Below are 20,624 nucleotides of genomic sequence, written 5' to 3'. Positions count from 1 at the left end.
ACCTAACTGATTGTCAAGGTACCGAATCGATTTTGTGGCAGTGCTGGGGTGCCGGTGCCAGGGGAATCTTGGACAGTCTTCGCAGCGTAGATTCAGCGGGCCACGGCGTATCCCGGAGTTTTCGATAGGTTCATTAAGGGGGCGAGACTGGCAGCTGCCGGTCTCGCCCCTTGGCTTTCCGAGACTTAGAGCGGCTCGTCGCCGGTTCGGAGGATGGCGAGATATGGCTCATATGAAAACGTGCGGTATCGTTTCCTGCTCGTATCACGTTGGACAAGAATGCCCCAATCGGTAAATTGGGATATAAGGTTGTTTGCGCTCGATCTGCTAATCTGCATTCGTTCAGACACAAAGGCGGTGTCGACGATCGGATTGCCCTCGAGAAGGTCGAGTAGCATAAGGGCGTTCGTCGTAGCCCTTCCCGCCTTTTCGCGAATCAGCCTTTCGGTTTCCGAATGGAGGTCGACAAGCTTCCGCATCGAATCCCGCGCCTCGCGTGCGCTTGCAAGCAAGCAGGTACTGAAAAACGAAACCCATCCCTCAAAATCGCCTCTCTGCCTTACGCGCATAAGCCAATCGTAGTATTCGCTCCTGTGTCGTTTGAGTTCATACGAGGGGTAGATGACCGGCTTGGTGAGCGCCCCATCATGTATGAGCGAAAGGAGGATGAGCAGACGCCCGAGGCGTCCGTTGCCGTCGAGGAACGGGTGCGCGGTTTCAAACTGGTAGTGCACCAAAGCGGCCTTGATGACTGGATCGATGTCGTCACGCTCGTTGATGAAAAGCTCGAGGTCGCCAAGTGCCTCCTTCATATCCTCCGTGTTGGGAGGGACATACGGGGCCTCATTGAGCGTGCAGCCGTTTGGTCCGACCCAGTTCTGAGTCGTCCTGAACTGGCCCGGCGTCTTGTCGGAGCCTCTGCCATTTCCAAGCAATGTGGCATGGACGGATTTGAGCAGCCTCATACAGAGTGGCAGTTCCTCCATGAGCGTGGTCGCCTGCTGCACCGCTCGAGTGTAGTTGACGACGTCGGTTAGGTCCCGGCTCGCATTGGATTCGTTTGACGGGTCAAGAACATCATCGAACGTACATTGCGTACCCTCGATTTGAGAGGACAAGAGCGCTTCCTTGCGAACGTACATAGAAAGGTACATGTCGATGTTCGGAACAAAGCGAGACATGCCCTCAACCTCGCCGAGTATGGCGCGGCAATCGGAGACAAGCCGCATGGAATCAGCGGATAAATTGATTGGAAAGAATGAATCCATATTGGCGGGTCTAAACGAATCATAGGCGAGGGCTCCTGAAAGGTTGTGCCTGACGTTTCCCTGTCGTCCGGGTGTGATGGGTGCGAGCATCGTTAGTGTCCTAAGAACAAATTTGAGCCAAAACTTGTTCTTAGAATTTTATAGCGCCTTCTAAGGCCAAGTTTCTGCAATAAGAAGCGTCAGAAAAACTCTAAGAACAAAATTACGCCCAAACTTGGTCTTACATCCGAAGGCAAGACTTAGATTGCACTGCGCTACACTTAGTCGCATTATGGCGACATCGCGCCGCGCCCGACCCAAGGGGGACACTCATGAAGAACACTCAGCTGCTGCTGATCAACGATATGTGCGGCTACGGCAAGGTCGCGCTCTCGGCCATGCTGCCGGTACTGTCGCACATGGGCTATCGCATCCACAACCTGCCGACGGCGCTCGTTTCCGATACGCTCAACTATCCCAAGTTCTACATTCACGACACCACGGAGTACGTGCGCCAGAGCCTCGCTATCTGGGAGGAGCTCGGCTTTGAATTTGATGCTATCTCGACCGGCTTTATCGTGACCGAGGAGGAGACGCGCATCATCTCGGACTTTTGCCACCGCCGCGCTCAAAAGGGCACCAGGGTGTTCGTCGATCCCATCATGGGCGATAACGGCAAGCTCTATGCCGGCGTGCCCGAGTCGACCATCGGACTCATGCGCAGCTTGGTCGAGTGCGCCGACTACGCGGTGCCCAACTATACCGAGGCGTGCCTGCTCACCGATACGCCTATCGCCGAAGAGATTACGGCCGATGAGGCCCGCACGCTCGTGGACGCCATGCTCGCGTTGGGCACCAAGTCGGTTGTCATTACGAGTGCGAAGGTCGATGGGGCGAGTGCCGTCATCGGCTACGACCATGTGGCGGGGGAATACTTTGAGATTCCGTTTGAGCTGATCCCGGTGTACTTCCCGGGTACGGGCGATACGTTCTCGGCCGTGCTCATGGGCCGCGTGATGAACGGTTGGAGCCTCCAGCGTGCCACGGCCGATGCCATGCGTGTGGTGGCCGAGCTTATCGAGCGCAATGCCGACCAAGAGGACAAGTCGGCTGGCCTTCCCATCGAGGCCTGCCTGGATGTGATTGACCATGAGTAACGCTGACGAGGGCGGCGCCAAGCCTGCAGGCGAGAGCAAGCCGCTCGGCGCGCCGCGTGGCAAGCGTCCGCGTATCCGCATTAGCTGCGTGGACCAGTTGGGAACGTGCCGCTGCCATCATGGTCACAAGCCAGGCGATGTCTTTGACTTTGACCGAGACCGCGGCAAGATGTGCGCTATGGCCTGCCATGTGGGCTTTCCTTACATTGACATCTTGCGTTACGGCGGAACCGTGCCCGGCAACGAGCCCGGCACGGCAAAGTTCTGCTGCCCCGAGGTCGATACATTGAACGTCTGGCTCGCCGAGATCGTCGACGAGTAGTCGAGCGAGGATTTTCTCCCGCCGAGATAATGAGCGTGGATTTTTCCCGTTTTGGACGCAATTTCGCGCTCAAAGTGGGAGAAAATCCACGCTCGATTTGTATATGGGAATCCCGATCTCGTTTATGCCCGTGCTTAGGCGTTATCGTCGTTGTCCTGCGTGCGAGTAAGGTCAAATTTCTGCATTTCATCCGATTTGTGGCTCTAAAAACTCTGCATTTCATCGATTACAGCTGCTCGAGCATAGCGGTGCAACCGGCGAGCACGTCGCGGTAGGTGGCATCGAAGTTGCCGGTGTACCAGGGATCGGCCACGTCGCCGGGGCGCTCGGTCCAATCGAGCAAGCGCGTAATCTTGCCGTCGGGGTCGTCGTCAAAGATGCGACGCAGACCGCGCGCGTTCTCAGCATCCATATAGACAATGCGATCCCAGTTGCCATACTCCGCGCGCCGCACCTGACGTGCGCGATGTGCGACGACGGGAATCCTGACTTCGCGCAGCTTGGCGACCGTGCCATGATGCGGCGGGTTGCCGATCTCTTCGGTTGAGGTTGCTGCAGAATCGATGACAAACTCGCCCGCGCGTCCAGCGCGGCGCGCTAGCTCGGTAAACACGGACTCAGCCATCGTCGAGCGACAGATATTTCCACAGCAGATAAAAAGAATGCGTTGCATGAGCGGTTTCCTTTCTGGGCGGTCGCGCGGGGCTTACAGGCTGCCCTTGAGACAGTTTGCTCCGATAAAACCCGCTGCGTACAAGGGGAGGTGGCGCAGCTCGCGCCCGTCATCAGTTTCGCTGCGGGCAAAATTGTTCTCGGACAAAATGTAGGCATATGGCGACCGGGCTTTGTCCATAAACGACCCGAGGGTTCTTGCGCGCACGTTGCGTGCGGACTTTACCTCGACGGGCACAATTTCCATACGGTCGGTCTGAAGTAGAAAATCGAGCTCACCGCTCGTCTTCCAAGACGACGGCGGCACCCAATAGTACGTCCGCAAACCATTGCTCGAAAATGCCTGCATGACCGAGTTTTCGGCCAGGGCACCTCGAAAGTCGGAAGACAGTGCTATGGCGGAATCCTCTTTGAGGTCGAGCCAGAGCCGCGGGTTGATACCGAGTTTGTAGAACATGAGGCCCGTATCGAGAAGATAGACCTTAAAGAAACTTCCGTCTTCGTCGTCGAAGGGAACGAGGGGAGGTTCGATGCCTTCGGTCAGGTTGTTGACCGATATGATGGCGGCGCCTTCGAGCCAGTCGAGCGGCTCGATAAGCTTGGCGCGACGGCCTCCGCGTTCGACCTCGGAGTACTTGAATTTCTTTGTGGACGATCTCAGCAACTGGGACGGAATGGAGCGCCATACCTTGCGCGCCGCCACGCCACTGATCCCGTTTTCGGGGTCGGTCATATCGGCGGTGTAGGTCTCGTCGATTTCGCGCTGCTCGACGCGCGCGTCTTCGATGGATAACGTCTTGCGATATGCGTTGACGGCGGCGGGCATGCCGCCCACGACCTGGTATCGATGAAACAGGCTGAGCGCGGCTTGGTGCGCGGCGTAAGCATCGAGCGTGCCGGCGTGGGTACGAACAGCATCGGCCATCTGCTCCTCATCGAGCGCCCAGAGAAACTCCTCGAACGACATGGGATGCATGGTCTCTTGACGAACGCCGCTGGGAAAAGGCAACTTGCGCTTGCGCGTGGCGACACCGAGTTGGCTGCCGGTCGCGCATATGCGCCAGCCCGAACCCGAGAAAAAGCGAAGCGAGTTGAGCGCCCGTTCGCAGAGCTGCACCTCGTCAAACAGGATGAAGGCGGTTTCCTTGCGAATGGGGGTGCGTTTATAGTCTGAAATTCGCGCCACGATGGTGTCAACGTCGTCGGTGGGACAGTCGAACAGCGGAGCAATCAGTTCAAGATCGGTCTGAAAGTCGAGTTTGACAAACGCATCGCCGGCGATTCGCCTGCCGATTTCCTCGGCAGCGTACGTTTTGCCTACGCGTCGCGCACCACGGATGAGGAGGGGGCGTGAGGCGTCCTTTGTCGCCCATGATTCGATAACGGATTCGATTGATCTGCGCATGGGGCCACCTTTCCGATTTCGTGTACTTCAGATACATAGTTTAGTACGATTTCGTGTACTTAAAATACACGAAATCGTAGAAAAGCGTGTATCTGAAATACACGAAATTGCACTGCCGGAGCTTGCAGGCGGATAAACACTACTAGTATGGGACGGTTTTCACTGGTCGCTCGCCACCTTGGGCTGTGTTCGTCCCTATGCCTGCATCCGGGGCTGTGCTGATTGACGACGGCGCTCCCAGCGGGCGAGCTTGATCGTCACTAGCGCAAGCGCCCAGGCTACGAGCGAGAACGCAGCGCCCACGGCACCCACGTACGCAATGCCAATTCCGTTTACCACGGCGCCGCCCACTGCGGTGCCAAACGAGATACCGACGTTAAACGCCATGGGCTCAACCGAACTCGCGAGCACCATCGACTTGGGATGGCGGCTGCGCGCCACGTCCATAAAGTGTGTGATGCACGACACCGAGAACAGGTACATGAGCATCGCCAAGCTAAAGACAAAGACCAGCGCGAGCGGCATGGTGCCGCCCACAGCAAACAACCCGAGTAACGCCACAGCCTGCAGCACAAACGTCACGAGCAGCGCCTTCATGCCAAAGCGCGCATCAATCCATCCGCCCAGGATGTTCGAGATCAGGCAGAACGCGCCGTAGGCCATGAGCGTGGTGCTGGCTTCGACCGTGCCCATGCCCAGCACCTGCTCCAGATAGGGCGTCACATAGCCGTAAAACACATAGACCGATCCCACGCCAAACAAGAAGATGAGCATGCCGGTGATGATACTCGGTTCGCGCAGCAGACCCGCCTGTTCGCGGAAGGTGGCGGGTTCGTCGGTCTGTCCGGCGCGCGGCATAAACACCACGAGCGCGGCGCAGATCAGAACGGCAAAGGCCAGCGTGCCGTACATGGCAACGTGCCAGTCGAGCGTGTCGGCCACAAACTTGCCGATCGAAGTGACAAAGACCATTGCTACGGAAAACGCACCATATACCACCGAGATGGCAAGCGAAGTTTGCTGCGGGGACAGCAGCTCGGGGATGTACGTCACGCCCACGGCGAGCAGTGCGCCCGAGACGGATCCCAGGACAATGCGCGAGATAAACAGTACCTGGAAGTTGGGCGCCAACGCCATGACCAGATTGCCGAGCACAAAGATAATGCTGTAGCACACGAGCAGCTGGTAACGACGGAAGCGCCCCGTGCTGAGCGCAAGCACCGGCGTCGCGATAGCGTAGACCAATGCAAAAACGCTGATGAGCTGGCCCGCAGTGGCAAGCGATATGCCGAGTTCCGTCGCCAAGTCACTTTCGATGCCGATGACCACGAACTCCGAGCAGCCGAGCGAGAAGCCCAGCAGCACGAGCAGCGCCAGGCAGAGCTTGGTGCGCGCGGGGGAGAGCGCGGCGGCGGTTGACTTACTTTTAGGCGTGGTTGCGGCGGTCAAGGTTGTCACTCCAATGTCGCATGAATAAGCGGGATTCAATCCCTGCAACTCTAACAGAATGTGTCAGGTGCCTGCCCCCTTTGTCGCAGGCTGCGCTTGCCTGTATAGTCGCAATACAGGCGAAGATGGTCTCAGGTACATCGCGGGCGACAGGAGATCCCATGGGTATGCACACGACAAAGGTTGCAGTGGGCGAGGGCAAGTTTGCGCTCGAGGCCCAGCTGACGGTGACACCGCGAGGCATGGCGGTGTACGCCTGCTCGCCGGAGTTCGCGCACCTGGGCGCCACGGCGCAGGCCATTCCGCGCCCCGAGCCCGGCCGCACGGCGACAGTGAGCATCCTGGCTGTTCCGTGCCATCGAGACGAAATTCCGGCGCACGATATCGCGGCGGCGCTGGCCACGCGCTTTGGCGTGCCGGTCGTTGCGAGCACGGGCTTTCATGTTGAACAGGCGAGCGGGGGCGACCTGCAGCGCGTGCTCGACACCACCAAGGAGCTCATCGCCGCGCTCGAGGAGGCCGCAGCCCGCATTCTGCGCGCCGGCTGGGATGAGGGCGGCGCGGGCGCCGAGGTCGTGGCGGTCAATGCCGCGACCGGCGAGACGCTTAGCCCCGTCGACCGCATCGATGCCCATGCCGGTGAGGGCATTCTGCATCAGGCATTTCTGACGCTTCTGGTCGAGGGCCAGGGCGAAGGCGCACGCCTGCTGCTCTGTCGTCGCAGTCCGCTCAAACGCCTGTGGGGCGGGGTGCTGGCCGATAGCTGTGCCGGCCATCCGCTCCCCGGGGAGGACGTTGTCGCCGCGACGGCGCGCCGCATCAACGAAGAGCTCGGCATCACGCGCGCACCCGACCAGCTCAAACACCTCGGTCACGTGACCTACCGCGAGGACCACGGCGACGGCCGCTGCGAGTGCGAATGGTGCGAGGTCTACCTTGCCCATGTTGAGCCGGGCGAGCTGCATATCAACCAAGAGGAGATCTCGGAAGTGCGCCGCGTGGCCCCGTCCGAGCTTAAAGGCTACCTGCAGGGTCACCCCGAGCAGCTGGCCCCCTGGCTCCGCGAGGCTCTGGAGGTCCCCTCCATCCGCGCAGCCCTCGCTATGTGAAAAAAGACAGTCCCTTTGCCACATCCAAACCGTCACAACATTTGATGAAAATCTCGAAAACGAGGAAAAGCGTCGAATGTTGTGACGCTTTTTGTCCAGAGGATCGCTTCTCATCCAAAAATCCCGCTTGACTGTATTGCCACAACACAGCGCAACGTAAGGGGTGTCCGATAACGGGCGCCCCTTTTTAAGTGGCAACGTGGCCGCGAATCCGGAGCGCCCCCAACAAGAAAGGTGGGGAGATGGAAGCGGAAAAGAAGGCGTTTAAGATCACCAAGCGCGAAATTGGCTTTGTGCTGGGTATCGTTGTCTTTTTGCTGGTGAAGTTTCTTCCTTTGGCGGAGCTGAGCTCGACGGTCGAGCTTACGGTCGGCGGTCAGACCTGTCTGGCGTTGACGCTCGCCACGGTGGTGTTCTGGGCGTGTGGCGTGGCACAGCCGGGCTTTGTGGGCCTGCTCTATTGCGCGCTGCTCGTTCTGTTCAAGGTGTGCGTGGACGACACGGGTGCCGCGAGCATCTCGGCGACGGTCGCCTCCACGTTTAGCTCGTGGACCAAAGCCACCATGTGGCTCGTCATCGGCGCCTACCTCATCGCCAGCGCGGTCAAGGAGTCGGGCCTGGGCGAGCGCATCGCCTATGCGTTTATGCTCAAGTTCGTGCGCGATGCCAAGTCGCTCATCATCTCAATCTTCGCGCTCACCTTTGTGCTGTCGCTGCTGATCCCGCATCCGTTCCCCCGCGCCTTCCTCATCCTCGCCGTCGTCTCGGTCATCGCCGAGTCCGCCGGCTACGGTGACGACGACCGCGGCAAGCTCGGCTTCCTCGTGTTTGCCGCTGCCGCCCCGGGCTCCATGTTCTTCCTGACGGGCGACTCCACGCTCAACCCGCTCGTTGCGCAGTACAGCGCCGAGGCCGGCGGCATGAGCCCGTCCTTTGTCGACTGGTTCCTGTACATGAGCGTGCCTATGCTGGTCGCGCTGCTGTGCACCCTGTTCCTGGGCCTCTTCCTCTTTAAGCCCAGCAAGGAGCTCGTCTACGATCGCGAGCAGATCGTGGCCAAGCAGGCCGCGCTCGGCAAGCTCTCCGTCAAGGAGATTCGCACCATCGTGTGGCTTGTCATCGCCATTGCGCTGTGGCTCACCGTCTCGGGCGATTACATCGGCTGGGTCACCCTGGCCATCGGCGTCTCTCTTGCCATGCCCATCATCGGCGAGGTCCTCACCCCCGCCAGCTGGAATGCCGTCGACATCAAGTCCCTCATGTTCCTGACGGCCGCCATGGCCGTGGGCTCCGTGGGCGGTGCCACCGGTATGAACGCCTGGATCGCCGATGTTGTGCTTCCCAGCTCCGTGCCCGAGAACATCTTCCTGTTCGCCCTGCTTGTCGCCGCGCTTTCCATGATCATCCACATGTTCATGGGCTCGGTCATGGCCGTGCTCGGCGTGTGCGTGCCGGCGTTCATCAGCTTTGCGGCCGGCTCCAGCGTGAGCCCGCTCGCCGTGGCGCTCATCGTCTTCACGTCCATCAACATCCACTACATCCTGCCGTTCCATAACCTGCCGATCCTTATCGGCGAGGGCAAGGACGCTGGCGGCTACACCTCCAAAGAGGCTATGCGCATGGGCATTCCCCTCACTGCGGTCGTCTTTATCGTCGTGCTGGTCGAGGCCGCCTGGTTCCACCTCTTTGGCCTGATGTAAGCAGTCGAGTGCTTGGCTGTAATTAGCCGAGTGCTTGAACTGCGAGTGCCCGAGCGCCCCATCTATGAGCGCTGCGGCCCCATTACGTTACCAAGCCGGCGGCACTCCCGCCGCCGGACACTCTCCCGAAAGGAGCACGCTATGTCCACTACCGATGCTTCCCAGATCCACGATCTGCGCTCCGCGCTCGACTTTTTGCGCGAGATGCCGGGCCAGCTGCTCGAGACCGACACCCAGGTCGACGCGGACGCCGAGGTCTCGGGCGTCTATCGTCGCGTCGGTGCCGGCGGCACCGTTATGCGTCCGACCAAAGAGGGCCCGGCGATGGTCTTCAACAACGTCAAGGGCTTTGACGATGCCAAGGTCTGCATCGGCATGCTTGCCAGCCGCAAGCGCGTTGCCGCCCTGCTCGACCTCGACGAGGAGCACCTGGGCCTCGAGATCGGCAAGCGCTTCGAGAACCTGATCGCGCCCGAGCAGATCGCCGAGGGTGCGCACGTCGACTGCCAAGAGGTCGTGTACAAGGCGACCGACGAGGGCTTTGACCTGCGCAAGATCGTTCCCGCTCCCACCAACACGCCCGTCGACGGCGGCCCCTACATCACCATGGGCCTCGCTTATGGCACGAGCCCCGACGGCTCCCAGTCCGACGTGACCATCCACCGCTTCTCCTGCGTCGACAAGGACAAGCTCGCCATGTGGATCACTCCGGGCAGCCGTCACCTTGGCGCGTTCTTTGACGAGTACTGCCAGCGCGGCGAAGACATGCCCATCTCCATCTCCATCGGTCTGGACCCCGCCGTGTACATGTGCTGTGGCTTCGAGGCGCCAACCACGCCGCTCGGCTTTAACGAGCTGCAGATCGCCGGCGCCCTGCGCGGCCACGCCGTCGAGCTTGCCGACTGCGTCACCGTTCCGCAGAAGTGCATTGCCAATGCCGAGTACGTGCTCGAGGGCTACCTCATGCACGACGAGACCATCAACGAGGACGTCAACGGCCACGGCTACGCCATGCCCGAGTTCCCCGGTTACACCGGTGGCGCCAAGGTCTGCCCGGTGATCAAGATCACCGCCGTCACCACGCGTGTCAACCCCATTATGGAGAGCTGCATCGGCCCTTCGCACGAGCACGTGTCCATGGCCGGTATCCCCACCGAGGCTTCCATCTACAAGATGGTCGAGACCGCTATCCCGGGCCGCCTGCTCAACGTCCACGCTGCACCCTGCGGCGGCGGCAAGTTCGTTGCCATCATGCAGTTTAAGAAGTCGAGCAAAAATGACGAGGGCCGTCAGCGCAACGCCGCCATGCTCGCCTTCTCGGCATTCTCCGAGCTCAAGCATGTGATCTTGGTTGACGAGGATGTCGACATCTTTGATATGAGCGACGTGATGTGGGCCATGACCACGCGCTTCCAGGCCGACGTCGACCTCATCACCATCCCCGGCTGCCACTGCCACGTGCTCGACCCGTCCAACGACCCTGCGTTCGACCCCACGATTCGCGAGCACGGCATCGCCTGCAAGGCCATCTTCGACTGCACGGTTCCGTTCGACCTCAAGAAGAATTTCATTCGCTCGCAGTTCATGGAGATCGACACAGACAAGTGGGCCAAGGAGATTGCTTTCTAGTAAGTAGCCCTACCAAGTAGTTAAGGAGCCGTCATGCCTGAGTCTTCTGTCCGTCCCCGTCGCATTGTCGTTGGCGTGTCTGGCGCCAGCGGTGCCGCGCTGGGCCTTGAGTGCCTCAAATGCCTGCGTCAGGCCGGTGCCGAGTCGGCGCTTGTCGTCACGCGCGGGGGAGAGATCACCATCGAGCAGGAGCTCGGCATGACGCTCGACGAGTTTGCCACGCATGCCGATGTGGTCTACGACAACAAGAACATCGGCGCCGCCATCGCAAGCGGCACCTATCCGGTCGACGGCATGATCGTGGCCCCGTGCTCCATGAAGACGCTCGCCGGCATCGCGAGCGGCTACAGCGACAATCTGTTGCTGCGTGCGGCCGACGTGCAGATGAAAGAGCAGCGCCGCCTGGTGCTCATGGTGCGCGAGACGCCCTTCAGCGCCATTCATGTCGACAACATGGCGCGCCTGGCGCGCGTACCGGGCGTCATGCTCATGCCGCCCATGCTCACGTTTTACAACGGCCCCGCCACGCTCGATGACGCGGTGCATCACATCGCCGCCAAGGCGCTCGAGGCCGTCGGCGTGTCATGTGCAAACTATAAGCGCTGGTCATAGGCGTCTTTAGGGTAGGATACGAGGAGTGTTTGAGCCCGCTGCCCCTGTGGGCGGCGGGCTTTGTGCGCAAAAAGGATGTGTCGGGAGGACCTATGCAGACGGGCATGTATGCGATTAGCGAGATGGCGAGTTTGTTTAACGTTTCGCGCCAAACGCTCATCTACTACGACAAGATCGGCCTGTTTAAGCCCGCCGTGGTTAACGAAAAAGGCTACCGTTTCTATTCGCCCACGCAGATCCCGCTCATGCGTCTGATCTGCATGCTGCGCGACCTAGGGCTCGAACTCGATGAGATCGACCGCCTAGCCTCGACGTTCGACATTAGCGAGATGACCGACCACCTGCGCTCGCGGGTGCAGGCGCTCGACGAGCAGATTGCCGGGCTCAAAGCCGAGCGTGCGAGCGTGCAGGAGCGTCTGAGCTTTTACGACGAGGCAGTTTACTGGCGCGAGCGCGAGGGCAAGCCGGAGCTCAAGCAGTTCGAGCGCCGCTTCGTGGTCTTTGAGGAGTTTCCAGGCGATATCGAGCGCGGCCGCTCGATGCTTCACCCCACGCTCATGCGGGCCATCCTGCGCATGCGTGCGTTGACGGGCACGCGCCCTATGCGCGGCTGGGGTGCCATGCTGCGTCGTGAGGCGCTGCATTCCGACGACCCTATCGCCGGCGCGGGCTCCTTTGCCGTGCTGCCGCGCGGTGTCGAGGAACTGCTGCCGAGCGATCCCGCCGAGCTGGCAGAGATCGGCATCGAAGTGCTGCCCGAGGGCACATACCTGTGCATGAGCCGCTGGGGTATGCCGTACGAGCCCGAGGGCATCCGCGCCATCGTTGCCTGCATGGACGAGCACGCGCTCCAGCCCGTTGGCAACGCTTTCGACTTTTGCTACCTCGATACCACGAGCTACGACGAGTCCCACCAAGAGGACTTTTGCTGCATCCAAATCCCCGTTACCCTCCAGATGTGACAAAGGGACAGTCCCTTTGTCACATTCGCGGCATGGCTGCCGCCCAAACCATCACAACATTCGATGAAAATCTCGAAAACGAGGAAAAGCCTCGAATGTTGTGACGCTTTTCCTGTCTGTGCCGGCGAGCTCCCGTGTCATCTGGGGGTATAAGGCTAGCAAGTGTTTATTTGCGAGGCCAAGGGGGCGCCCCGTATGGATATCGATAACTTTGAATGGTGGTATAGCGAGGGCGAGGCTCCGGACGAAGAGTGGGACGAGCCCGCGCCGTGTGACGTGTCGAGCGACGAGGACGAGACCGGCAACGATGCCGGTGTCGAGCCTGAAGCCGCTTCCGATGCCGCCGAACCCCTAACCTTTGAACAGGCTTGGGCCCAGGCCGAGGCCGACGAGGCGAAGGCCGATGCCACGGCCACGCTCGGCGAGCCGGCTGATATGTCGATCTCGCCGGCAAAGACCCCACAGCCGCGCCATACCATCGACCCCGGCAGCACGGCATCCTTCAGCATACTCGACGTGCCCGCGCAGGGTGCCCAGGCGCCCGCCCCCACCCATCGCCCCAACCTGGCTCGCGAGGAAGACGCGGGCCGTCGCTCTCCGCTCGGCCCCATTCTCATCGCCTTTATGGCCGGCGTCATCGCTTGCTCGGCGATCGGCAGCATCTGGGGTCATGTCGAGCAGCAGCGCCAAGACGCCGCCAAGGTCGAGATGTCCGTCGAGCAATCGCTCAGCCGCACGCGCTCGGTGCATGTGTCGGTCGAGGTTAAGGACGGCGCGACGTGGGATACCGCGCGCGGCGATAGCCAAATGCTCGTCCATATCGTGGGCCGCACGCTCAGGGGACAAGCAATCGACGAGTATCAATACGTCAATTCCGAAGGTGACGGTATCGAGCTCAAGCCCGGCGACTACGAGCTCACGGTTGATGAGCCGCCCGTCGCCACCGACGGCACGCGTTACCGCGCCTCAAAGCGCATGGTTCCGGTGAGTTTTAATTCACGGGCGCCCGATACGGTCGATAGCACGCCGCAGGGCGGGTTTGACCTTTACGCTATTGCTCAATAACTGCGCCTGACGCTCAACCCCGCCGCCAAGAGTGGGACAATAGCCCTCGATACTGTTGTTTATTTTTGGAGGAAGTAGCATGTCCACCGTCACTACCATCAAGCGCGGCGGCCTCACCGCGGCCATCGATTCCATGGGTGCCCAGCTCACGAGCCTTGCCCTCAACGGCAACGAGTATCTGTGGCAGGGCGACCCGGTCTTTTGGGGCAAGCACGCGCCCATTCTGTTCCCCATCGTGGGCTCACTGCGCAACAACACGGCAACATCTGCGGCTGGCACCTGCGAGATGCCGCGCCACGGCCTCGCGCGCATCGTCGAGCACAAGCTGGTCGAGGTCTCCGAGGACGGTTCGTCCGTCACCTACGAGATCACTGACACGCCTGAGTCGCTCAAGGCGTTCCCCTTCCACTTTAAGCTCAACATGACCTATGCCCTGACCGGCGACGCCACGCTTACCCAGACCTTTGCCGTTACGAACACCGGCGACGTGGACCTGCCGTTCTCGGTGGGCGGCCACCCTGCATTTAGCGTGCCCGCCCCCGGTGCCGAGGACGAGGCATTCGAGGATTACGAGCTGGCGTTTACCGAGGCTTGGACCAACGAGGCTCCCATCATCACGCCCGATGGCCTCATGACGTTTGAGGGTAGCTACAAGGCGCCCGATAACTCTGACGTGCTGCCCATCACGCACCGCAGCTTCGATAACGATGCCATCATGTTCACCGATACCCCGGGTTCCACGCTCACGCTGCGCGGCCGCAAGTCGGGCCACGGCGTCAAGATCGACTTTGAGGGCTTTAAGTACATTGGCGTGTGGTCTGCCGCCAACGATGCTCCGTTTGTGGCGCTCGAGCCTTGGACCGGTCACACCACCATGGACACCGAGGACGACGTCTTTGAGCACAAGGTCAACACCATTACGCTGGCGCCGGGCGAGACAGACGTCCGCAGCTTTAGCGTCACCTTGCTCTAGAGGTTCCGCCGTTCTAGCGAACGGCGGACCGGTCGACGCTGCGCCCTTAGGTTCCGCCGTTCTGACGAACGGCGGGCCGGTCGACGCTGCGCGCCACCCAGAGCGACAATTTGCCATTCAAAAGGCACGGCATGACCAGAAGGTCTATGCCCTGCCTTTTTCATGCCAACTTGTTCGCTCTGGGCGGCGCTCGCTGGCATTGCCAAAACATCGACGTTCCCAATGACTACCGTGTGTCTATTAATTTTTCGAGCTTGTGCTGCGCTGCTGGTCGCTGGCGTATATCCTGTTAAGTCGTCAGCATACGATTCAACAGGGAAGGCAGATTATGCATTCTCCCCATCAACGCGACGCGCATCCACAGCCGGTGTGCAGCCGTCGCATCTTTTTGGGTAGCGCTCTCGCTGCGAGCGCTTCCGTCGTCGCCGGCGCGCTCGCCGGCTGTCAGTGCCCGTCCACGCTCAAGGTGGTTCAGCCCACGACGGGCGGCGGTCGCGACGACCTGTCCGATTCCGTGATCGGCAAGGACAAGATCCGCATTGGCATGGAAGCGGCCTACGCCCCGTACAACTGGCAGGTTTCCGAAGCCAGTGAGTACACCATCCCCATCGACAACGTGCAGGGCGCCTATGCCGATGGCTACGACGTGCAGATCGCCAAGATCGTCTGCAAGGCCCTCGGCGGCGAGCCCGTTGCCGTCAAGCAGAGCTTCTCGGGCCTTATCGATTCGCTCAACAACGGCCAGATCGACCTCATCATCGCCGGCATGAGCGCTACGCCCGAGCGCGAAGAGTCCGTCGGTTTTTCCGACCCGTACTTCATTGGCTACTTTGGCCTGTTCGTAAAAGAGGGCTCGCCCTACCAGAACGCCACCAAGCTCAGCGACTTCAGTGGTGCCACGGTGCTCGGCCAAAAGGACACCATGCTCGATACCGTCATTGACGAGATCCCGGGCGTTGTCCACAAGAACCCGGTCGATTCGGTTCCCACGGTGTTTTCGAACCTGCTGCAGGGCACCTGCGACGCCGTGACCTACAATACCGAGAACGAGAAGGGCTATATGGCCCAAAATCCCGGTATCGTCCCCATTCATTTTGCCGAGGGCGAGGGCTTTAAGCAGGAGGTCACGGCAAACGTCGGCTGCCGCAAGGGCTCGGACAAGCTGCTTAAGCTCATCGACAAGACGCTCAAGGGCATTAGCCAAGAGGAGCGCGACCAAATGTGGGACGCGTGCCTCGATCGTCAGCCGGCATAGGGAGGCAGCATGAAAACCATCAATCGTCTGGCCTCCTTTACCAAGGCCGACCACCGTTATGTGTACCTGGGCACGAGCGTCATCGCGGCGCTCGGCCTGGCGTTTAGCCAACGCAACCCCACGCCGCTGAGCTTCTTGGCGCCTACGGGCGTGTTCCAAGACTGCCTCTGGGCAATCCTTTGGGCCTGGCTCGTCGTGTCGGCGGCGGCGCTCGTCACCAAACTCATGCACTGGAATGACTATCGCGAAACGTCGCCGTTTGCTTCCGAGCGCTTTCGTCGCGGCGCGCGCCTGGGCAGCTATCTCGTGGTCGCCATTGCGGCGATCTTCTTTATCGACCGTTGCGTCATGTCGTTTATCGACCTGGTGCGGGTGAGCATTGTCTCGGACTCCAACCCCAGCGACTTTTTGTCGAGTCTGGTCTACATGACCTACAAGAGCGGGGACTTCTTTATCCGCGGTATCGAGATCACCATCGCGCTTGCGACCTTCGGCACCGTCATCGCCTTTTTCCTGGCGCTGCTCTTTGTGTTCCTGCGCATTCAGACCTTCGACCGTGTGGACAACGATCTCACGCGCTTCTTCAAGAGCATCGGCCGTGGCTTTGCGACCATCTACTCCACTATCGTGCGCGGCACGCCCATGATGGTCCAGGGCCTGCTCATCTATTACGCGGGCTTCACCGTTTTGCGCGGCATGGGCTTCGAGACCGCCCAGGCCAACCAAATCTGGAGTACCTTCACTGCCGGCCTCGTCACCATCTCGCTCAACTCTACCGCCTACATGATGGAGGTCCTGCGCGGCGGCATCGAGTCCATCGACCCCGGTCAGGCCGAGGCGGCGCGTTCGCTGGGTCTTTCGCAGTGGCAGGCCATGCGCAAGGTTGTGTTCCCCCAGGGTATTAAAAACGCGATTCCGGCGCTCACCAACGAGCTCATCATCAACATCAAGGACTCGTCGGTGCTTTCGGTCATCGGCGTGTTCGACCTCATGTACGCCACCACCACCGTCGCCGGCGTGTACTACCGCCAGATGGAGGTCTACTGCGTGGCGCTCGTGGTTTACCTGATCCTGACGCTCGTGGCGAGCCGCCTGCTCGAGGCCTTTGGCAAAAAGCTGGGCGCTGAGGCCCCGGCCACGCTGCCCAGCTCCAACTAGGCTCAAGACGAGGAGAATCATCATGGCAGATACCGCCACTACCGGCACCGCGGCCGCCGCACAGACCAATGAGCCGCTCATCCGCGTCGAGGGCCTGCGCAAGAGCTTTGGCTCGCTCGAGGTGCTTAAGGGCATCGACCTCGCTGTCAATCCCGGCGAGGTCGTCACCATTATCGGCGCCTCGGGCTCGGGCAAGTCGACCTTCCTGCGCTGCCTCAACCTGCTCGAGACCCCGGACGCGGGCCACATCTGGTTCCACGGCCAGGACCTTACGGCCGAGCGCTGCAATATCAACAAGCTGCGCGAGGACATCGGCATGGTGTTCCAGGGCTTTAACCTGTTCAACAACATGGATGTGCTCGACAACTGCACGCTCGCGCCCGTCACGCTCAAAAAGATGGGCAAGGCCGAGGCCGAGAAGGTCGCAATGGAGCATCTGACGAGCGTGGGGCTCGAAAAGTTCGCGCACGCCGCCGTGGGTCGCCTGTCCGGTGGCCAAAAGCAGCGCGTGGCCATCGCCCGCGCCCTGTGCATGAGTCCGCAGATCATGCTGTTCGACGAGCCGACTTCGGCACTCGACCCCGAGATCGTGGGCGAGGTGCTCGAGGTCATGCGCAAGCTCGCGGCCGACGGTATGACCATGGTTGTCGTCACGCACGAGATGGCCTTTGCCCGCACGGTGTCCGACCGCGTGGTCTTTATGGACAAGGGCGTGGTGCTCGAGGACGCCGCGCCGGCCGAGCTCTTCGGCAACCCCAAACACCAGCGCACTCGCGAGTTCCTCTCTCGCTATCTCGAAGACAAATAACCGGCGCAAACGCTTACGTTGCAGGGCCGCTCCCGTGGGGCGGCCTTTGTCGTCACAATCGAAAGGATGTCATGGCCGAGGTTTGGCGCTTCTTTGCGCATGAGGACGATTTTGCCGATATAGACGAGGTCGGCGCGTACGAGCGTTTGGGCCGCGTGCTGTCGTTTCCGACCGTCTCGAGCATGGATGCCGAGGCGGTGGACTGGCAGCCCTTCGATGACCTGCGCGCCTATATGCAGCAGGCCTGGCCGCGCGTGTTTGCGGCGGGCGAGGTCGAGCTTATCGATCATTCGCTGCTGGTGACGCTTGCCGGCAGCGATCCGGCCCTTAAGCCCGTTATGCTCATGGGCCACATGGATGTGGTTCCCGTGGTGCCGGGTACTGAGACCGACTGGACGCACGCCCCCTTTAGCGGGCGCGTGGACGACACCTACATCTGGGGCCGCGGCGCGATCGACATGAAAGACCAGGTCGCAGGCATTCTCGAGGCTGTCGAGTATGCGCTGGCGCACGGTTGGCAGCACGAGCGCACGCTGCTCCTGGCCTTTGGCCAGGACGAGGAGACTACGCAGTACGGAGCAGGCGCCATTGGCCGTGCGCTCAAGGGGCGCGGCATTGAGCTTGAGTACCTGATCGACGAGGGCGACTACCGCATCGTTCCGGCTGCCGAGTACAGCGCGGGCGAGGGTTGGCTCATGCACGCCGACCTGGCTGAGAAAGGTTATGCCGACATTGTGCTCAAGACAAAGAGCGCGGGTGGACATTCTTCCAACCCCTACGGCGGCACGTCGCTTGAGGTGCTCAGCCGTGCCATCACCGCAATCTGCGATATCGAGTGGCCGACGCGCGTGACCGACTTGCTTGCCGCCCAACTCGTCGAGTTGGGGCTCTACACGGCCGATGAAATTGCCGCCAACGGGGACGCCATTGTCCGTGATTGCCTCGCCAGCAAAAAGCTCTATCCGCTGGTGACGACTACCTGCGCGCCCACGCAGATCGAGGGCGGCAGCACCGGTGCCAACGTGATGCCACAGGACATGTGGGCCAATATCAACTTCCGCATGCTCGAGGGCACGGGCGTGGCCGATGTCGCTACTCGCTGCCGCGAGGCCGTTGCCGCGGCGGGCCTTGCCGGGCGCGTGGAGGTCGAACTCGGCCCCGGCAGCTCCGAGCCTTCGCCGTCTCCGCGTGTCGGCGGGCCGGGGCTCGAGGCCGTCCGTGCCATCGCCGCCCACTATTTCCGTGAGCCTTTGGGGACGGAGGAAAACGGATTATTCGAGCCGGTGGCAATTGTGCCCTCGACCGTGATCGGTGCGACCGACGCTGCCAACTACCAGCGTATTTGCCCTGAGTGCATTCGCTTCTCGGCCTTTGTGGTTGATGACGACGAGTGTGATCGCGGCGTCCACGGCACCAACGAGCGCATCACCCGCCGTGCCTACCTCCAGGGCATCCGCTTCCTCGTCGCTCTACTCCAAACGCTCTAGAATGTGATAAAGCGACAGTCCCTTTGTTAGCCGTTGGGGACGTTCTCAAACGACTAGTCGTTAAGGAACGTCCCCAATGGCTGCGTCCAATCATTCCGTGCGGGTTATATGCAGGTTTGCCTGCGCACGCTATCATGTATGGGTTAGACCGCAACTATGTACCCCATACGCGAAGGGATGCGCATGTATCTGAAGATCGACATGTTCTAGCCGGGCTTACCCCCGTAGTGGCGCCGCGCGCCCCATCAACTCTGCCGATTTTCACCTTCACGCATATAAAGGAGTCCCGCCATGCGCGACAAGCTCGAAAAGATTATCAAGGCCTACGAGGAGCTCGAGAAGAAGCTCTCCGACCCGGCCGTCGCCTCTGATATCAAGGAGTTCACGCGTCTCAACAAGGAGTACGCGCACCAGTCCGACCTCATCGCCGCTTCGCGTGAGTACATCGGCGCGCTCGATGACATCGAGGCCGCCAAGGAGATGCTCCACGATACCACCGATGCCGATGAGAAGGAGATGCTCCAGATGGACATCTCCGAAAACGAGGCCAAGCTTCCCCAGCTCGAGGAAGACATCAAGTACATGCTCATCCCGAGCGACCCCAACGACGACAAGAACACCATCGTCGAGATCCGCTCCGCCGCCGGTGGCGACGAGGCGGCCATCTTTGCCGGCGACCTGTACAAGATGTATCAGCGCTTCTGCGAGTCGCGCGGCTGGAAGACCACCGTGCTCGACTCCAGCCCCAGCGAGGCCGGTGGCTTTAAGTCCATCGAGTTCAAGGTCGAGGGCGACCGCGTCTACTCCGTCATGAAGTTCGAGTCCGGCGTGCACCGTGTCCAGCGCGTCCCCAAGACCGAGTCCCAGGGTCGCATCCAGACCTCCACGGCAACCGTTGCCGTGCTTCCCGAGGCCGAGGAGATCGACGTTCAGATCAACCAGTCCGACCTGCGCATCGATACCTACTGCGCCTCCGGCCCTGGCGGTCAGTGCGTTAACACCACCTACTCCGCCGTGCGCATCACCCACCTGCCCACCAACACCGTGGTGCAGTCGCAGGAGCAGCGTTCCCAGATCCAGAACCGCGAGGTCTGCATGCAGATGCTGCGCGCTCGTCTGTACGAGATGGAGCTCGAGAAGCAGCAGGCAGAGCTCGGTGCCGAGCGCCAGAGCCAGATCGGCCACGGCAACCGTTCCGAGAAGATCCGTACCTACAACCAGCCCCAGGACCGCGTGACCGATCACCGTATCGGCTTCAACTCCACCTACAACGGCGTCCTTCTGGGCGACCAACTCGGCACCGTGATCGAGGCACTCGCCGCCGCCGAGCGCGCCGAGAAGCTGGCACAGGCTGTGTAGTGGGCTACGCGGTTTTGCCAAACCGCGTAACGGCTCGACGCTGCAAACGCCCCTAAGCGGCAATCTGACGTTCAATCGTCGGTCGCGTACCAAAGTACGCTTCCCTCCTCTTTCACGTCACCTTGCTCGCTTAGGGGCGTTTTCGCTGACTTATGCTCAACCTGCGGGGTTTCCAAGGTAGTCATTGGGGACGTTCTTAAATGACTAGGTTGTGCACATTGCTTTGAGATGTTATTTAATCGGCTTTGATGGCCA

Annotated in this window: 18 protein-coding genes; 14 read left to right on the top strand and 4 right to left on the bottom strand. The window is 60.8% G+C overall.

Annotation, left to right across the window (positions count from 1 at the left end):
• Positions 1-185 precede the first annotated feature (185 nt).
• Entirely contained in the window at positions 186-1,358 is a 1,173-nt protein-coding gene (locus DW943_RS06515; RefSeq protein WP_117582978.1) for a Fic family protein, read from the bottom strand.
• A 221-nt stretch (positions 1,359-1,579) separates the two neighbouring features.
• On the opposite strand from DW943_RS06515, the gene DW943_RS06510 reads away from it, so the two are divergent.
• Both DW943_RS06510 and DW943_RS06505 read left to right on the top strand, forming a co-directional pair.
• Positions 1,580-2,404 (top strand): PfkB family carbohydrate kinase, encoded by an 825-nt coding sequence (locus DW943_RS06510; protein WP_117779396.1) that lies wholly within the window; start codon positions 1,580-1,582, stop codon positions 2,402-2,404.
• Positions 2,397-2,726 carry a TIGR04076 family protein gene (locus tag DW943_RS06505; RefSeq protein WP_199408661.1) on the top strand — a complete coding sequence of 110 codons (330 nt, stop codon included), beginning with the start codon at positions 2,397-2,399 and terminating at the stop codon, positions 2,724-2,726. Before DW943_RS06510 ends, DW943_RS06505 begins: the two co-directional genes overlap by 8 nt.
• Positions 2,727-2,952: 226 nt before the next feature.
• On the opposite strand, the gene DW943_RS06500 is transcribed toward DW943_RS06505, so the two are convergent.
• The 3 genes from DW943_RS06500 to DW943_RS06490 all read right to left on the bottom strand — a co-directional run bounded on the left by DW943_RS06500 (position 2,953) and on the right by DW943_RS06490 (position 6,261).
• On the bottom strand, positions 2,953-3,399 hold the full coding sequence (locus tag DW943_RS06500; RefSeq protein ID WP_117635561.1) for a low molecular weight protein-tyrosine-phosphatase: 447 nt from the start codon (positions 3,397-3,399) through the stop codon (positions 2,953-2,955).
• A 33-nt stretch (positions 3,400-3,432) separates the two neighbouring features.
• The gene (locus DW943_RS06495; RefSeq protein WP_117635560.1) at positions 3,433-4,803 is read right to left on the bottom strand and encodes an ATP-binding protein; all 1,371 of its coding nucleotides are present in this window, start codon (positions 4,801-4,803) and stop codon (positions 3,433-3,435) included.
• 195 nt (positions 4,804-4,998) lie between these two features.
• The gene (locus DW943_RS06490) at positions 4,999-6,261 is read right to left on the bottom strand and encodes an MFS transporter (protein ID WP_233539190.1); all 1,263 of its coding nucleotides are present in this window, start codon (positions 6,259-6,261) and stop codon (positions 4,999-5,001) included.
• 152 nt (positions 6,262-6,413) lie between these two features.
• Between DW943_RS06490 and DW943_RS06485 the strand changes: the two genes are divergently transcribed.
• The 12 genes from DW943_RS06485 to prfA all read left to right on the top strand — a co-directional run bounded on the left by DW943_RS06485 (position 6,414) and on the right by prfA (position 20,369).
• Complete coding sequence (locus tag DW943_RS06485; RefSeq protein WP_158566125.1) at positions 6,414-7,361, top strand: isopentenyl-diphosphate delta-isomerase; 948 nt, start codon at positions 6,414-6,416, stop codon at positions 7,359-7,361.
• A 242-nt stretch (positions 7,362-7,603) separates the two neighbouring features.
• Positions 7,604-9,061, top strand: coding sequence for an SLC13 family permease (locus tag DW943_RS06480; protein WP_199572806.1), 1,458 nt, complete (start codon positions 7,604-7,606; stop codon positions 9,059-9,061).
• 141 nt (positions 9,062-9,202) lie between these two features.
• Positions 9,203-10,690, top strand: a complete 1,488-nt coding sequence (locus DW943_RS06475) for a UbiD family decarboxylase (protein ID WP_117648415.1) — start codon at positions 9,203-9,205, stop codon at positions 10,688-10,690.
• A 33-nt stretch (positions 10,691-10,723) separates the two neighbouring features.
• Positions 10,724-11,302 (top strand): UbiX family flavin prenyltransferase, encoded by a 579-nt coding sequence (locus tag DW943_RS06470; protein WP_055252424.1) that lies wholly within the window; start codon positions 10,724-10,726, stop codon positions 11,300-11,302.
• 92 nt (positions 11,303-11,394) lie between these two features.
• Positions 11,395-12,264, top strand: a complete 870-nt coding sequence (locus tag DW943_RS06465; protein ID WP_117655373.1) for a MerR family transcriptional regulator — start codon at positions 11,395-11,397, stop codon at positions 12,262-12,264.
• A gap of 195 nt (positions 12,265-12,459) precedes the next feature.
• Positions 12,460-13,329, top strand: coding sequence for a hypothetical protein (locus tag DW943_RS06460; protein ID WP_147348635.1), 870 nt, complete (start codon positions 12,460-12,462; stop codon positions 13,327-13,329).
• 79 nt (positions 13,330-13,408) lie between these two features.
• Entirely contained in the window at positions 13,409-14,302 is an 894-nt protein-coding gene (locus tag DW943_RS06455) for an aldose 1-epimerase family protein (RefSeq protein ID WP_117862528.1), read from the top strand.
• 328 nt (positions 14,303-14,630) lie between these two features.
• Positions 14,631-15,557 (top strand): transporter substrate-binding domain-containing protein, encoded by a 927-nt coding sequence (locus tag DW943_RS06450; RefSeq protein WP_117862527.1) that lies wholly within the window; start codon positions 14,631-14,633, stop codon positions 15,555-15,557.
• A 9-nt stretch (positions 15,558-15,566) separates the two neighbouring features.
• Positions 15,567-16,715 (top strand): amino acid ABC transporter permease, encoded by a 1,149-nt coding sequence (locus DW943_RS06445; protein WP_117862526.1) that lies wholly within the window; start codon positions 15,567-15,569, stop codon positions 16,713-16,715.
• A 22-nt stretch (positions 16,716-16,737) separates the two neighbouring features.
• Positions 16,738-17,523, top strand: a complete 786-nt coding sequence (locus DW943_RS06440; RefSeq protein WP_117635553.1) for an amino acid ABC transporter ATP-binding protein — start codon at positions 16,738-16,740, stop codon at positions 17,521-17,523.
• Between the two features lie 71 nt (positions 17,524-17,594).
• Positions 17,595-19,010 (top strand): M20/M25/M40 family metallo-hydrolase, encoded by a 1,416-nt coding sequence (locus DW943_RS06435; RefSeq protein ID WP_117862525.1) that lies wholly within the window; start codon positions 17,595-17,597, stop codon positions 19,008-19,010.
• Between the two features lie 291 nt (positions 19,011-19,301).
• Entirely contained in the window at positions 19,302-20,369 is a 1,068-nt protein-coding gene (gene prfA / locus DW943_RS06430) for a peptide chain release factor 1 (protein ID WP_055252487.1), read from the top strand.
• Positions 20,370-20,624 lie beyond the last annotated feature (255 nt).

The organism is Collinsella sp. AM44-11 (genome assembly GCF_003467145.1).
Classification (GTDB): Bacteria; Actinomycetota; Coriobacteriia; order Coriobacteriales; family Coriobacteriaceae; genus Collinsella.
Note: the sequence above shows the minus strand (reverse complement) of the source record. Positions and strands in the feature narration are given on the sequence as shown.

What these genes read in the sequence shown, in the direction of transcription:
- DW943_RS06515 (WP_117582978.1), bottom strand. Translation starts at nt 1,358, where the DNA reads ATGCTCGCACCCATCACACCCGGACGACAGGGAAACGTCAGGCACAAC.
- DW943_RS06510 (WP_117779396.1), top strand. Translation starts at nt 1,580, where the DNA reads ATGAAGAACACTCAGCTGCTGCTGATCAACGATATGTGCGGCTACGGC.
- DW943_RS06505 (WP_199408661.1), top strand. Translation starts at nt 2,397, where the DNA reads ATGAGTAACGCTGACGAGGGCGGCGCCAAGCCTGCAGGCGAGAGCAAG.
- DW943_RS06500 (WP_117635561.1), bottom strand. Translation starts at nt 3,399, where the DNA reads ATGCAACGCATTCTTTTTATCTGCTGTGGAAATATCTGTCGCTCGACG.
- DW943_RS06495 (WP_117635560.1), bottom strand. Translation starts at nt 4,803, where the DNA reads ATGCGCAGATCAATCGAATCCGTTATCGAATCATGGGCGACAAAGGAC.
- DW943_RS06485 (WP_158566125.1), top strand. Translation starts at nt 6,414, where the DNA reads ATGGGTATGCACACGACAAAGGTTGCAGTGGGCGAGGGCAAGTTTGCG.
- DW943_RS06480 (WP_199572806.1), top strand. Translation starts at nt 7,604, where the DNA reads ATGGAAGCGGAAAAGAAGGCGTTTAAGATCACCAAGCGCGAAATTGGC.
- DW943_RS06475 (WP_117648415.1), top strand. Translation starts at nt 9,203, where the DNA reads ATGTCCACTACCGATGCTTCCCAGATCCACGATCTGCGCTCCGCGCTC.
- DW943_RS06470 (WP_055252424.1), top strand. Translation starts at nt 10,724, where the DNA reads ATGCCTGAGTCTTCTGTCCGTCCCCGTCGCATTGTCGTTGGCGTGTCT.
- DW943_RS06465 (WP_117655373.1), top strand. Translation starts at nt 11,395, where the DNA reads ATGCAGACGGGCATGTATGCGATTAGCGAGATGGCGAGTTTGTTTAAC.
- DW943_RS06460 (WP_147348635.1), top strand. Translation starts at nt 12,460, where the DNA reads ATGGATATCGATAACTTTGAATGGTGGTATAGCGAGGGCGAGGCTCCG.
- DW943_RS06455 (WP_117862528.1), top strand. Translation starts at nt 13,409, where the DNA reads ATGTCCACCGTCACTACCATCAAGCGCGGCGGCCTCACCGCGGCCATC.
- DW943_RS06450 (WP_117862527.1), top strand. Translation starts at nt 14,631, where the DNA reads ATGCATTCTCCCCATCAACGCGACGCGCATCCACAGCCGGTGTGCAGC.
- DW943_RS06445 (WP_117862526.1), top strand. Translation starts at nt 15,567, where the DNA reads ATGAAAACCATCAATCGTCTGGCCTCCTTTACCAAGGCCGACCACCGT.
- DW943_RS06440 (WP_117635553.1), top strand. Translation starts at nt 16,738, where the DNA reads ATGGCAGATACCGCCACTACCGGCACCGCGGCCGCCGCACAGACCAAT.
- DW943_RS06435 (WP_117862525.1), top strand. Translation starts at nt 17,595, where the DNA reads ATGGCCGAGGTTTGGCGCTTCTTTGCGCATGAGGACGATTTTGCCGAT.
- prfA (WP_055252487.1), top strand. Translation starts at nt 19,302, where the DNA reads ATGCGCGACAAGCTCGAAAAGATTATCAAGGCCTACGAGGAGCTCGAG.